Origin of the sequence: Halalkalibacter alkalisediminis, from assembly GCF_028610705.1 — a bacterium.
Classification (GTDB): domain Bacteria; phylum Bacillota; class Bacilli; order Bacillales; family Bacillaceae_D; genus Halalkalibacter; species Halalkalibacter alkalisediminis.
On record NZ_JAQQWT010000009.1, the window covers coordinates 14,009 to 26,786 of the forward strand.

Genomic DNA, 12,778 nt, shown 5'->3' on the forward strand with positions numbered 1-12,778 from the left:
ACACACTAGAGCCTATCTCTTTTCATGTTTAGAATTAGGATAAAGGAGAGTTCATTCGTGCAAAAACTAAAATTATCTGTCATACCAGGAGATGGAATAGGTCAAGAGGTCGTCCCAGAAACGTTAAAAGTGCTCGATACACTAGCCGAAATTAATGGAGGGGTGAAGTTTGAATATGAAACCCATCCATGGAGCTGTGAGTATTATTTAGAGCATGGGGTGATGATGCCAAAGGATGGGATGGCTAGACTTCATCAAACTGATGCGATTTACTTAGGAGCTGTTGGTAATCCAAAGCTTGTTCCCGATCATGTTTCTCTTTGGGGACTTCTCATTAAAATTCGGCGTGAGTGTGAGCAAGTGATTAACATCCGTCCTGCCCAATACATTAATGGTGTGAACTCACCACTTGCTAACCCTAATGATTTTGACTTTATTGTTGTTCGTGAAAATAGTGAAGGCGAATACAGTGAAGTAGGTGGTCGAATTCATAGTGGTGACGATGAGATTGCCATACAAAATGCGGTATTTACGCGGAAGGCGACTGAACGTACGATTCGCTATGCGTTTGAGTTAGCCCAAAGGCGAAGTGGTCAGGTGACGAGTGCGACGAAGTCTAATGGGATTGTTCATAGCATGCCGTTTTGGGATCAAGTGTTTCAAGAGGTTGGTAAAGACTATCCGAGCATACAAACAGAGAGCAACCACATTGATGCACTCTGCGCTTTTTTCGTTTCAAAGCCACATCAGTTTGACGTTATTGTCGCAAGTAACTTATTCGGAGATATCCTGACTGATTTAGGAGCAGCTGTGATGGGGAGTATCGGAATTGCACCAGCTGCAAATATCAATATTAACGGCAAATACCCTTCGATGTTTGAGCCGGTGCATGGCTCTGCACCTGATATTATTGGCCGAGGCATTGCCAATCCGATCGGTCAGTTATGGACAGCTAAGATGATGCTAGACCACCTTGGCTTAGATGAGTTGGGTTCGCTCTTAATGAAAGCGATTAAAGAAACGATCGGAGAAGGAATCAAAACGAGAGATCTCGGTGGTACGTCCTATACAAATGAAGTGATTGATCATATCATTACGAAATTAACGGCTTATTCTAAATAAAGGAGAAGGATCGGTTTTTTTACCGGTCTTATTCTCTTTTAGAAAGGAAGGGTTCCAAGTGATTGAATTACGGACTAAGGAATTTTGGCAAACGACGATTGCCCTTAGTATTGGTTCTCTCTTCATTTTTGCAAATGTTTATTTTACACAACCCATTTTACCGATTCTCGCCGAGGAGTTCGCTGTCTCTACACTCGCTGCTAACATGACTGTTTCCCTAGTTATATTAGCACTAGGCTTATCTTTGGTGTTCTACGGTCCTTTTTCTGATAGTGTTGGACGTCGTGGCATTATGATTGTGACGATGGCCCTTGCGACAATTACAACGTTTATAGCTGCTTTTGTTCCAACCTTTGAGCTATTCATCGTTGTCAGGGTGCTTCAAGGAGTATTTTTAGCTGGATTACCTTCTTTAGCGGTTGCCTATATTGGTGAGGAGTATTCGAAGCGTGCACTTTCTCTTGCAATTGGTATTTATATTAGTGGCAATACGATCGGTGGAATGTTTGGGAGAGCATTTAGCGGCATTCTTACGGACTTAATCAGCTGGCGGTTTGCTTTTATGGCAATGGGATTCGTTAGCTTGATTTGCCTGATTTTTTTTATTGTATTACTTCGTCCTTCTAAACAATTTGTTAGCAAAAAATTTAATTGGAAAGGGATCTTTAAAGACTATCGTTCTCACCTCTGGAATAGAGAATTGAGGTTGGCGTATTTGATTGGCGGACTTCATTTTGGGATATTTGTTGGTCACTTTAGTTATGTGACCTTTCTGTTAAGCAGACCGCCATATCAATTGCCCGCTAGTTTAATTGGACTTTTGTTTTTAACCTATATTGCCGGAACGATTAGCTCACCACTCTCAGGCAAGTTAGCCACGAAATGGTCAAAATCGACCTGTATCGAGATAGGGATTGCTGTGATGGTCGTTGGCTTTCTCCTAACGTTAATTGGAACGATACCAGCTGTTATCGGTGGATTGCTTCTCAATTGTTTTGGCTTCTTTTTTGCTCATTCAACAGCGAGTGCTTGGGTGAGTAGCCGACCCGTGTCAGCTAAAGCTAGTGCAACAGGGCTTTATTTGATCTTTTATTATATTGGTGGAAGCATTGGGCCGCTTTATTTAGAACCTTTCTGGATGGTCTTTCAACGGAATGGAATTGTGTTGGGAAGTATGATAATTTTGGGTATAACGGCGATTTTAGGGATACAGATGAGGAATGTAGAGCAGCAAAGGAACTGGGCCGATTTAAATCGAGTGGAGAACTTATAGAGATGAAACCTTTAACCTTTGATATCTAATTTATCGTGTCAGCGTTTAGTTACCCCTCACCGAATATACTCTGCTTGGTAGGAGTTTGCACCGGCATGAACGGAAAGTAAGGTGTTAGCATACCCAACGAGACGATTAACCAACTCATCTGAAATGGAATAGACCAATTGATGATGAGATTCTTCAAAAAGCTTTGGATCGTCATAAATAATCGTTGTATGAATGAATACATCTCTGTTGCCTTGCAGATCGTATTGAATGATCACTTTGCCGGCCGCTCCTTTCGTTTGAGGGTCATGAAAATGTTGAAGAAAAACATACCATTCCTCTGCTGTTGCTGAGCGGAGGTTTTTCGTGAAAGTTAATCTCTCTAATTCCTCTTTTATTTTAGCGTCTAATTTTTCATTCTTGAGATCTACTACTTTTTTACGCATATTCACACCACCTATTTGAATTCATTCATTATCTTTCCCCGTTTTTTCTAAAAAGTTTTACAAAAAGCGCCAACAGTTGTGACGCTTTTTGTGTTTGTGTTAGTGAGCAGGAAAAAAGATCATTTGAAAGATGAAAATCACTGCGAATATATAGAGAATAGGGTGTACGCTTTTGCCTTTCCCGTTAACCAGCTTCATTAAGGGATAGGTGATAAAACCAATGGCAATACCGGTTGCTATGCTTGAGGTCAGTGGCATAGTGATTAAGATAGCGAAAGCTGGGAATGCCTCATCAAACTTCTTCCATTCAATTCGCGCGAGACCCTCCATCATAAAGCAACCGACGATAATTAAAACTGGTGCTGTAATGGCTGGTAACGATGAAATGGCAGAGATGAACGGAGAAAAGAACATCGATACTAAAAATAACGCAGCTACGACAATGGAAGTCAGACCCGTTCGTCCGCCTGCAGCTACACCTGAAGAAGATTCAATATAGGCACTTGAAGGACTCGTACCTAGCGTGGAACCGACTGTAGTCGCTAATGCGTCAGCCATTAAGGCTGGCTTCGCACGTGGGAATTTTCCATCTTTTAAAAAGCCGGCTTGCTCGGCGACACCGATCATCGTTCCTGTCGTGTCAAAAATCGTAACGAGCAAGAAGGAAATCACCACGGTGTATAATCCGAACGTGAACACACCCGCAATATCCATATCAAAGAAAACGGGAGCTGGAGGCGGAGAGACCACTCCGTCAAATTGTAGTAGGCCAGCGAAAATACCGACGATTGCGGTGATGACCATTCCAAAAAATAAGGCACCTTTTACGTTTCGCACCATTAAAATTAACGTAAGGAAAAGACCAAAAATCGTGAGCAACGTAATCGGATTATGAAGATCACCAAACGTCACGAGTGTCTCAGGGTTTGGTACGACGATCCCAGCCATGCGTAGGCCAATAAAAGCAATAAATAAGCCGATCCCGGAAGTAATACCGAATTTAAGAGAATTTGGAATGGATCTGATAAGCATTTCTCTAAACGGCGTAAAGGTTAAAAGAATGAATAAAAGACCTGCTAGAAAAACAGTTCCTAACACAATTTGATAAGAAACTCCATGTGTCGCGACAACACTTGCAAAGTAAGCATTCATTCCCATGCCTGGGGCAATAGCAATCGGATATTTCGCGAAAATAGCCATATATAATGTTCCGATAACAGCTGCAATAATGGTGGCCATGAATACTTGATCAAACGGCACTCCTGCCGAAGAAAGAATCGCTGGGTTGACGATCACGATGTAAACCATTGTTAAGAATGTAGTAATTCCAGCCATGATTTCTGTTTTTGCATTTGTCCCGTGTTCCTTAAATTGAAAAAATCTTTCCATTGTAAGCCTCCATCACAGTTATTTATTTTTGCATGAAAAAAAGTCCTAACTACAAATGGGTACACAAAAAAAATTTGTACCCATTCGTAGTTAGGACTTTACGGTTCCTTCTAGAAACCCCCAAACCATATCATTGAGGATATACGAACGTTTTTATAGAACTTTGTTAAAAATCCAACATTATGAATGATAAAGCATACGATATTAGGTTGTCAATATAAAATTATTCGTATTTGAGAGGGGGAGGGAGAGCCAACAGGCATATGGTTGTTTTTTCTAGAATGAGAATAAATTCGAGGTTTGGATAATAGAAATAGTTGAATCAATTCTCTTGTAAAACGTCGTAAATATGGGAGTTGAAAAGTCTTTAGTTGTTTTATCAAAGAGAAAAAGATCTGTTCCAAGTTTCCTTAGAACAGACCTCATTAACGATTAAGCATTTAGAAAAACAACACATACTGGATTTGGTACATCAATTTCAACGCCTGTATTTGTAAGCTTTCCAGTCGTATGATCAATTGAAAATTGGACAATGTTGCTTGTGTTTTGATTGGCAGCAAGTAAATAGGCGCCAGTTGGATCAATTGTAAAATCTCTTGGAAATTCACCACCGGTAGATGTGTGATCTACTAAAGAAAGTTCGCCCGTTTGGTCATCAATGCTAAAGACAGCTATGCTGTCATCACCACGGTTGGACGCATAAACAAAATTTCCATCGGGAGAGATTTTTAAAGCACCACCGATACTTTCTCCTTCAAAACTAGAAGGAAGGGAGTTGATATATTGGATTTCTTTAAATGAGCCTGTTTCGGAGTCGTACGCTAGAGCAATGACTTCAGAGCTTAATTCTCCGTTTGCATAAGCGAATTTACCGTTTGGATGGAACTGAATATGTCTTGGACCTGTTCCAGGTTTAAATGTAAATTCACTATGTGGCGAAAGTTGTCCAACTTCGTTTTGATAGATCCCCATCTTGTCTGTTCCTAAATCAACTACACAAAGATACTTTTCATCAGGCGTTAAACCAGCATAATGCGCATGAGGTTTTTCTTGACGTTCATGAGGACCCTTACCCTCGTGAGTAATGGTTGAGATAACTGGAGAAACTTCACCTTGGTCGGTCACTTGATAGGAAACGGCTGTGCCAAGATGATAGTTAGCTGTAAAAATAAATCTGTTCGTAGAGTCTAAGCTCACATGGCAAGGAGGGCTCCCAGCTGCTAATTGAGCATTTAAAGATTGTAATTGATCAGATTCATGAATGGCATAAGCCGCGACACCACCTTCGTTGCCTTCTTTTTTGACTGAAAAAAGATACTTATTGTCCGTGCTTACTGTTAAATATGTAGGGTTATCTAACTCAGCAGCAAGCTCTGGCTGATCAATCGCTCCAGTTGAACCATTCATCGTCATGCGATAAATGCCTTTGCTTTCACCATTCGTGTAAGTGCCAATATAGGCTGTTAATTGAGTACTCATTTTTTTCCTCCTAATTAAGTTATTACTTGTTAACTATATCATAGGAGGAAATGACAAGCATAACCTGAAAAATCAAGTGAATGGTGTAAAAGGGTGAAATTACCATAAAAATTATTGCGCAGAACTTGACTTTGTGCTTGACAGAGTTTATAGTTTGAGTAGTTAGGGGGGGGAATCATTTTGGATGAAAAATGCGCTGGAACCACAAAAGACGTGATTGATTCTTTTGCTGTCTATCTCTCTGAAAAAGGACGATCCGAGAATACAATCAAGACCTACTGTGGAGTGATCCATTCATTTTGTTGTTGGTTAGAGTCTCGCGAGAAAATGATTACACATCTTACTAAGGATGATATTCAAGAATACATTTATTTCTTAGAAGCTGAGAAACGAAGTGTATCAACTATTAACAAAATATTCAATACAATAAACACATTTGCCAGGTCCATTGCATTACCAGAGTTGACGGATACGGTTGAACGAACAAATAAAAGAATTGATTACGTCGCTCCAGATTATTTAAAGGAAGCAGAACTGCAAGAGTTGTTAAGTCGCGCAAAAAAAGACACAAGTAAACGGAATGTAGCCATTGTTTATACGCTATTATACACAGGCGTTCGTGTCTCTGAGCTATGTCAGTTAAATAAAAAAGATATTAAATTAAATGCTAAAAGCCAAACAGGACAGGTAATGGTAAGGTCTGAAAGTGGAAATGAGCGGATGATTCCGCTGTCAAAAGAACTTGTGATTAAACTTGATGATTATCTGACGTCACGAACCGATGATCATGATGCGCTATTCGTATCTAACTATCAAAAACGCATCGCCACAAGAACCGTTCAGCACATGCTCAAACAAGAATATAATATACACCCGCATAAACTACGTCATACGTTTTGCCATGACTTAGTTCGTAAAGGGGTAGATTTATCGATGGTAGCCCAGCTTTCAGGTCATTCTGATGTAAATGTAACAAAGCAGTATCTAGACGCGACAACCGATAACGTAAGTTAACAAACTATTCTAGCATAGTCCTAATTCTGAAGTTCAGAACTAGGGCTATGTTTTGTTTAAGGAAAGACTTCTCTCTAGTGAAAGCGCCTAAATAGATAACCTTTTAGGCCGTTCCACCATAAACTAATCACGAATATGTTTTTAAGTGGAGTGGGGTGGAAGGATGAAGAATAACGAAAATCAGCTCATTTATAAACCGAATGTAAGTGAAAGGAATATGCAAGATTTGTTTTGGTCTAATGTTTCCCAAATAGGACATGGAAAAAATATGTTCCAACAATATAAAGTAAGAGCGGGAGAAATGATTCACGCTATGAATATCATGTTTCAACATGTTTTCGGAAAAGAAATAAAGATAACGCTTAGAGCAAACGAAATCACTTTTTTAAATCAGCAAGTTCGACCTCTTTTTAGTGGCAAGGTCGTTCATGTGACGAATGGGTATATTACGTTAGATCCTGTAGCGTTGATATTATCGGAGCGGAACCACTATCGATTTCAAACACCTCTCCATTTTCCCATTGAGCGGATTTCCAATTTCGTTACGGAGGACCAGGAAAATGAAAAGTAAACCGAACTTATCAAGCGGAAGCGTTCGCCAAAAAGTGATAATCGATACATTATCAAGAAGTACAGGACAAAAAGTCTTTCTACTCATTCAGGCCTATCCCTTTGTCATAATTGGATCGATTGTGACAGTTATGCATGATTTTTTATTAATAAATATTGAGGCCAACTCAATAAGTGAAATCCAAAATGGAACCGTTCATGTAAAAATAGAAGATATTGAGGCGTTTTATATTGAAGAAGCGGGGCCGAAGATCAGGTAGGAAGCTTGACTTAAGAGCACATGGGGATGTAATCCCATGTGCTCTTCTTGCCCTATTAGAAAAACATTCCGTTTACCAGTATAATGAAACAAATAGAAGGAGAATCAATTTGAAACGGATATCATTTTTTTTACTCGCTAGTGTGATCGTTTTTGGGGGAGTGGTTGTGGCTTCTTATTTAAATAAAAATCCTCAAATTCAATCGACTTGGGTTTGGGATACAAGAGATTTTCAAAGCAATCAGCAAGCTTATTTTTCTTTTCTCGAAGAAAAAGGGGTCACGAAGCTTTATGTTCAGATCGATCGCAATCTACCAATGGAACAGTATGAAGCAATGATTCTCGAGGCGAGCTCCAAAGAGATTGCGGTATTTGCCATTGATGGGGCAAAGGACTGGGTCTATAGCACTGATGAATTGGAATTTTTATTAGAGTGGCTCAAAGACTACCAGACTGGGGTGAAGGAGTCAGCTAGATTTTCAGGGTTGTTGCTAGATATTGAGCCCTATCTACTTGCGGAATGGGAGACTGATCAAGAATTTCTTATTCGCGGCTACCAGGAAGTCATACGGGGTGGATCCACTTTTGCAGCGAAGTTAGGAATTCCGTTTGAAATGGCGATTCCTTTTTGGTTTAACGAGATAAAAATCGATGATCAAGCTTTACTTGATTGGATGAGTCCATACATAAATACGCTTGTCATCATGTCGTACCGAACAGAACTAGAAGGAGAAAATGGACTACATGCCATCGTCGCTCCTTATTTTAAAGAATATCAATTTAAGGATATGGAGATCGTCTTGACCTTAGAAACAGAGAGTTTAGACGGCGAGGAGTGGTCTATTACCTTTGCTGAAAAAGAAGAAGCAGATTTAAACCGCTTTATAAAAAAAACTCACTCCTCTTATAAAAATGAAGATGGCTATCAAGGAATTTCCGTGCATCATTTATATTCATGGATGAAGGTCATTGATTAGATAAAGGATAGAACATAGAGGGAATATGTTAAGACCGAATATTAGTACGGAGGAGACGGAAAGTGAAAACGGAAAAAGAAAAAATGTTGAATGGAGAACTGTATCAGGCGGCTGATCCTGAATTAGTTCAAGAAAGATTACATGCAAGGAAAGTAACAAGATTGTACAATCAAACCCTTGAAACAGAGGAAGACAAAAGAAAACAACTACTAATCGAATTGTTCGGTTCTACTGGAAACCATATTTACATAGAACCAACGTTTCGCTGTGATTATGGGTACAACATACATGTGGGTGAGAACTTCTATGCTAATTTCGATTGTGTATTTTTAGATGTTTGTGAGATTAACATTGGCGATAACTGCTTTATAGCACCAGGTGTACATATCTATACCGCTACACACCCACTAAATCCCACTGAGCGCATTTCAGGTGCCGAATACGGTATACCAGTATCGATCGGTCACAATGTTTGGATTGGTGGGAGAGCGGTTATAAACCCGGGAGTGAAAATAGGGAATAATGTCGTGATCGCTTCTGGTGCAGTAGTAACGAAAGATATAGGAGACAATGTAGTAGTGGGGGGAAATCCTGCGAGAGTTATGAAACAAATCGAGGTCTAGGCTGTTGAGTGAAAGAGCTTGGAATTTGAATGAATGTAGTATTAATTGCATGAACATAATTCCCTTTTGTTGTAACGTTATACAATCGCCTCATTAAGTTTAGCGTCCAACTTAAAGGATGAGGAAATTAGATAAAGCTAAAACCATTTGAGTGTTCAAGAATATTCATCAGACTAAAGGTTCATTCTATAAAACAAAAAGGAGATGGTGTAGTGGAACCATATCAAATCAAAGATATGATCATTGATGACCATTTTGCTGGAGAAGAATCAGTAACAGCTGAATTTAGTTACAATGATAAAGAGTATAGTATTACTTTTGATAAAGCTGATCTTGAAATCATCAATACGTGGGTTTTTGAGAGAGGGACATCTTTCCCTGCCAATTTATCAGATTCCCTTATTGAATCGATTAGAGGAGAGGTTAAAAAGAGAATTTAACTAAAAGCGTTAATGTAAACAGGAAAGCAGCCCTATATGTAGACTGCTTTCCTGTTTTTTTCGGTCAGATAACCATTCACAAAACGGTTATCTGTTTTCGCTTACCAAAGATGCCATAAACAAATACGATGGTTGCAAGAAAGAAAGCGACAAAGGAGACAAATGGGTAAGTGGAAAGGTTGTTTACTCCTATACCGATAAAAGCCCAAATGAGAACTAGTGGATAGGCGACATCCCCTTTTTGTAAGCGGAAGAAAATAGCTAATGCGGATGCCACAATAAGCATAAAAATGGTCCAAGTCACTTGAGAGATTCCGAAGCCATCCCAACCGATTTTAACTAAAACATAGCTGATATTAGCGATCGTTGCCACGCTAATCCAACCAAGATAAACGGAAAATGGAAACAGATCAAAGAAATGAATAGCTAGAGATTTGATGCGTATATACAATATGCTTAACGTAATCAGTAACGAGATCATGATTACAACGGATAAGATGAAATATTCATAATGCCATACAAGTAACCAGAAACTATTAAGAAAACAACTTAAAGTAAATAGGGGAGTCGCGGCTTTATAAACCGGTGAATGTCGTTTGAAAAGTTGTCGAATGACCCAAATGAGTAAAAGGATGTAAATGAAAGACCAAATCCCAAATACGTAACCAGCAGGCGTAAATAAAACAACCAATCGACTCGAAATCTCAGAAGTTGTTTGCTGATTAAAAGGCAAAGCATTTGCTAAATAATTCATACTTATGACGAAAATGATGGCAAATAAATTAAAAGAAAAACGAAGCATGTATGTTCTTCCCTCCTAAACATCTTTTCTTAATCGTATTCGGTACAAGCAGAAATGATAACTTGTTAAGCAAAGGAAGATGAGTGGTGAGAGAGTAATCAGAGATCTAAGAGTACCTGCAAGAAGCCCTAACTGTCGAAAAAACGAAGAAAAGGCCGTCAAAACAAATTGACGACCTCTTAAAAATCAGCCTATTTAAGAACCGCTTTTCATTTCCTCATTCATAAACAATGTTCGAACACGTTGAATGAAACGGTGGGTTCTTTTATGTTCAAGGTAAGCATCAAGCATAGCGTCCAATGAATCCCTATCAATCAAGACGACTTTATTTGCTCGCGCAACTTGTTTAGCTGCTTTTGTAAAATGACGATTAGTCACAACAATGACTTTAGATGCTTGGTAGGTCGGTTTACTGGCCAATGCATCTTTAATTAAGTTAGAACCAATATTGCTCGTTTGCCGTTTGGCAAACACAATAGCTTTTACCCCTTTTTTGCGGAGAACCAAGTCGGCCTTTGATCTGTAATTCTCTTTCATTTTATTAACAGAATAACCTTGTCGTTGAAAAATAGGAACGAGTAGTTTCTGAAAATCTTTGTCCGGTATCTCATCAATATTTAGAAACTCCGCTGACAAGTAACGGGAGGTTAGCTTGTATTCTTTAAACCAATACCAAATCCCAGTGAAGGTTAACAAGGTAGCTAAGGTAAAACCAAATATAGTGAAATCGTAATGATATAATTGAACAAGTAAGTATGTGATTAAGAAAAGGTAGATCGGAATGAATCTTCCCTTAGGTGTAGAACGCGTTTTTGCCATCAGAATGAACCCCTTTACAGTATTTTGTCTTTAGTATGTCCATAGTTGGAATATATATGTAATTATGACTTTTCGATAGAACCTTTCTAAGGTACGATACAGATAACGATTAAGAAAAAGGGAGAGGGCCTATGGCGACGGATTCCGTCTTAGAAACGTTAAGACTCATTTCGAAAACACTGAACAAAGGAATGAAGCTTGAGGAAATGCTTCAATATGTTCTCGAAAGTGTTCTAGAAGTTACCAAGCTAGAGAGTGGCTGGATCTTTCTTGTTGATCAAGCTGGCCACCATTCATTAGCAGCCTCATTTGGGTTACCAGCTGGACTGAGCTTTGATCAAAACAAACCTCTATGTGAAGGTGGATGTTGGTGTAAGGATAAATACTACAAAGGTAGTTTACAAAAAGCCGTGAATATAATGGAATGTCAAAGGTTAGAACGCGTCAAAAAAGAGAAGTGGGGAGAAACCCGAGAAATTAGCCACCACGCAACGGTTCCGATCTTTGCAGGAACAGAATCCTTTGGTTTAATGAATGTGGCCTCTCCCAACAAATTACACTTTACGGAGGCAGAACTTGATTTGCTTGAGATGGTGGCTTACCAAATCGGGGCAACGGTTAAGCGAGTGGAGTTATTAGAGATTGAACAGAAACGAGCGAGGCTACTTGAATATGTTGGTACCTTCATTTCGTTTCTACAAAAACAAGAAAATAACCTTGAAATGACTGCCACGAAAATAGTTGATCTTTTTGCTTGGGAACGGTTCACTCTTTCTGTAAACGATAGTGAAATAGCCATGGGTGACACAAAGGGAAAAGAAAACTGGAGCACAGAAACAGTCTTTGGTGAAACGCATGTACAAGTAAAAATGTACGATGAGAATAGTGATGAACAAGACCAGGACTTGGCTGAACAGCTCATTCACCACATTTGCATACAAGCTGAAAAAGAACGTTTAGCTGATCAAAAAAAGGAAATGGCGCGCGTTGATGAACGAAATCGCTTGGCCAGAGATTTACATGATTCCGTGAATCAAATGCTGTTTTCTATTTCCTTAACAGCAAAAGGAGCACAAAGGCAAACGTCAGAAGCAAAAACGAGCGAGGCACTTGCTTTTATTCAGGATTTATCCCAAGAAGCATTAAAAGGGCTAAAGCAGTTAATTTATCAGCTACGATCAGTTGACCTAGAGGAAGGCATGTTACATGCTTTAAAGCACTATGGACATTTACTTGAAGTAGACGTTCAAGTAAAAATAACAGGGTTGCTAACGTTATCTAAATCGAGTGAGGAATGCTTGTGGAGAGTCGCGCAGGAAGCGTTAAATAATGTGAAGAAGCATAGCGGTGTGCAAGAGGCGATGATCTCGATTGAAGCAACGAAAGAACATGTGAAGATGGAGATAAAAGACCTGGGCTGTGGAGCGACACTAAATGAGCAGATCCACCCAAGATCAACAGGTATTAGTGGAATGAAGGCAAGAGTTGAAGGGCAAAAAGGGACGTTTGATTGGAAGAGTAATAGAAACAAAGGAACAAGCGTAAAGGTGATCATTCCAAATAACTAAAAAGAGAAA

Annotated in this window: 14 protein-coding genes and 1 riboswitch; of the genes, 9 read left to right on the forward strand and 5 right to left on the reverse strand. The window is 39.3% G+C overall.

What is annotated here, in order from left to right:
- Positions 1–57: 57 nt before the first annotated feature.
- Together PQ474_RS14045 and PQ474_RS14050 are read left to right on the forward strand one after the other, a co-directional pair.
- Positions 58–1,122, forward strand: a complete 1,065-nt coding sequence (locus PQ474_RS14045) for a tartrate dehydrogenase (RefSeq protein WP_273844401.1) — start codon at positions 58–60, stop codon at positions 1,120–1,122.
- A gap of 58 nt (positions 1,123–1,180) precedes the next feature.
- On the forward strand, positions 1,181–2,395 hold the full coding sequence (locus tag PQ474_RS14050) for an MFS transporter (protein ID WP_273844403.1): 1,215 nt from the start codon (positions 1,181–1,183) through the stop codon (positions 2,393–2,395).
- 56 nt (positions 2,396–2,451) lie between these two features.
- Here PQ474_RS14050 and PQ474_RS14055 read toward each other — a convergent pair whose 3' ends face one another.
- The 3 genes from PQ474_RS14055 to PQ474_RS14065 all read right to left on the reverse strand — a co-directional run bounded on the left by PQ474_RS14055 (position 2,452) and on the right by PQ474_RS14065 (position 5,697).
- Positions 2,452–2,829 (reverse strand): hypothetical protein, encoded by a 378-nt coding sequence (locus PQ474_RS14055; RefSeq protein WP_273844406.1) that lies wholly within the window; start codon positions 2,827–2,829, stop codon positions 2,452–2,454.
- A gap of 99 nt (positions 2,830–2,928) precedes the next feature.
- The gene (locus PQ474_RS14060) at positions 2,929–4,218 is read right to left on the reverse strand and encodes an NCS2 family permease (protein ID WP_273844409.1); all 1,290 of its coding nucleotides are present in this window, start codon (positions 4,216–4,218) and stop codon (positions 2,929–2,931) included.
- Between the two features lie 67 nt (positions 4,219–4,285).
- Positions 4,286–4,385, reverse strand: a riboswitch (purine riboswitch).
- Between the two features lie 265 nt (positions 4,386–4,650).
- The gene (locus PQ474_RS14065) at positions 4,651–5,697 is read right to left on the reverse strand and encodes a lactonase family protein (protein WP_273844412.1); all 1,047 of its coding nucleotides are present in this window, start codon (positions 5,695–5,697) and stop codon (positions 4,651–4,653) included.
- Between the two features lie 180 nt (positions 5,698–5,877).
- On the opposite strand from PQ474_RS14065, the gene PQ474_RS14070 reads away from it, so the two are divergent.
- The 6 genes from PQ474_RS14070 (at position 5,878) to PQ474_RS14095 (ending at position 9,580) form a co-directional block, all read left to right on the forward strand.
- Positions 5,878–6,711, forward strand: coding sequence for a tyrosine-type recombinase/integrase (locus PQ474_RS14070; protein WP_273844414.1), 834 nt, complete (start codon positions 5,878–5,880; stop codon positions 6,709–6,711).
- Positions 6,712–6,874: 163 nt separating this feature from the next.
- Positions 6,875–7,282, forward strand: a complete 408-nt coding sequence (locus PQ474_RS14075; RefSeq protein WP_273844416.1) for a hypothetical protein — start codon at positions 6,875–6,877, stop codon at positions 7,280–7,282.
- Positions 7,272–7,541, forward strand: a complete 270-nt coding sequence (locus tag PQ474_RS14080) for a hypothetical protein (RefSeq protein WP_273844419.1) — start codon at positions 7,272–7,274, stop codon at positions 7,539–7,541. Before PQ474_RS14075 ends, PQ474_RS14080 begins: the two co-directional genes overlap by 11 nt.
- Positions 7,542–7,650: 109 nt before the next feature.
- A complete protein-coding gene (locus PQ474_RS14085) occupies positions 7,651–8,517 on the forward strand; it encodes a hypothetical protein (protein WP_273844421.1) in 867 nt (288 codons plus the stop codon).
- Positions 8,518–8,579: 62 nt separating this feature from the next.
- Complete coding sequence (locus PQ474_RS14090) at positions 8,580–9,140, forward strand: maltose acetyltransferase domain-containing protein (protein ID WP_273844423.1); 561 nt, start codon at positions 8,580–8,582, stop codon at positions 9,138–9,140.
- 212 nt (positions 9,141–9,352) lie between these two features.
- A complete protein-coding gene (locus PQ474_RS14095) occupies positions 9,353–9,580 on the forward strand; it encodes a hypothetical protein (RefSeq protein ID WP_273844425.1) in 228 nt (75 codons plus the stop codon).
- 76 nt (positions 9,581–9,656) lie between these two features.
- On the opposite strand, the gene PQ474_RS14100 is transcribed toward PQ474_RS14095, so the two are convergent.
- A complete protein-coding gene (locus PQ474_RS14100; RefSeq protein ID WP_273844428.1) occupies positions 9,657–10,382 on the reverse strand; it encodes a TspO/MBR family protein in 726 nt (241 codons plus the stop codon).
- 195 nt (positions 10,383–10,577) lie between these two features.
- Positions 10,578–11,201, reverse strand: coding sequence for a restriction endonuclease (locus PQ474_RS14105; protein WP_273844431.1), 624 nt, complete (start codon positions 11,199–11,201; stop codon positions 10,578–10,580).
- A 131-nt stretch (positions 11,202–11,332) separates the two neighbouring features.
- Between PQ474_RS14105 and PQ474_RS14110 the strand changes: the two genes are divergently transcribed.
- The gene (locus PQ474_RS14110) at positions 11,333–12,769 is read left to right on the forward strand and encodes a GAF domain-containing sensor histidine kinase (protein ID WP_273844436.1); all 1,437 of its coding nucleotides are present in this window, start codon (positions 11,333–11,335) and stop codon (positions 12,767–12,769) included.
- Positions 12,770–12,778 lie beyond the last annotated feature (9 nt).

What these genes read in the sequence shown, in the direction of transcription:
- PQ474_RS14060 (WP_273844409.1), bottom strand. Translation starts at nt 4,218, where the DNA reads ATGGAAAGATTTTTTCAATTTAAGGAACACGGGACAAATGCAAAAACA.
- PQ474_RS14110 (WP_273844436.1), top strand. Translation starts at nt 11,333, where the DNA reads ATGGCGACGGATTCCGTCTTAGAAACGTTAAGACTCATTTCGAAAACA.
- PQ474_RS14080 (WP_273844419.1), top strand. Translation starts at nt 7,272, where the DNA reads ATGAAAAGTAAACCGAACTTATCAAGCGGAAGCGTTCGCCAAAAAGTG.
- PQ474_RS14055 (WP_273844406.1), bottom strand. Translation starts at nt 2,829, where the DNA reads ATGCGTAAAAAAGTAGTAGATCTCAAGAATGAAAAATTAGACGCTAAA.
- PQ474_RS14065 (WP_273844412.1), bottom strand. Translation starts at nt 5,697, where the DNA reads ATGAGTACTCAATTAACAGCCTATATTGGCACTTACACGAATGGTGAA.
- PQ474_RS14100 (WP_273844428.1), bottom strand. Translation starts at nt 10,382, where the DNA reads ATGCTTCGTTTTTCTTTTAATTTATTTGCCATCATTTTCGTCATAAGT.
- PQ474_RS14105 (WP_273844431.1), bottom strand. Translation starts at nt 11,201, where the DNA reads ATGGCAAAAACGCGTTCTACACCTAAGGGAAGATTCATTCCGATCTAC.
- PQ474_RS14075 (WP_273844416.1), top strand. Translation starts at nt 6,875, where the DNA reads ATGAAGAATAACGAAAATCAGCTCATTTATAAACCGAATGTAAGTGAA.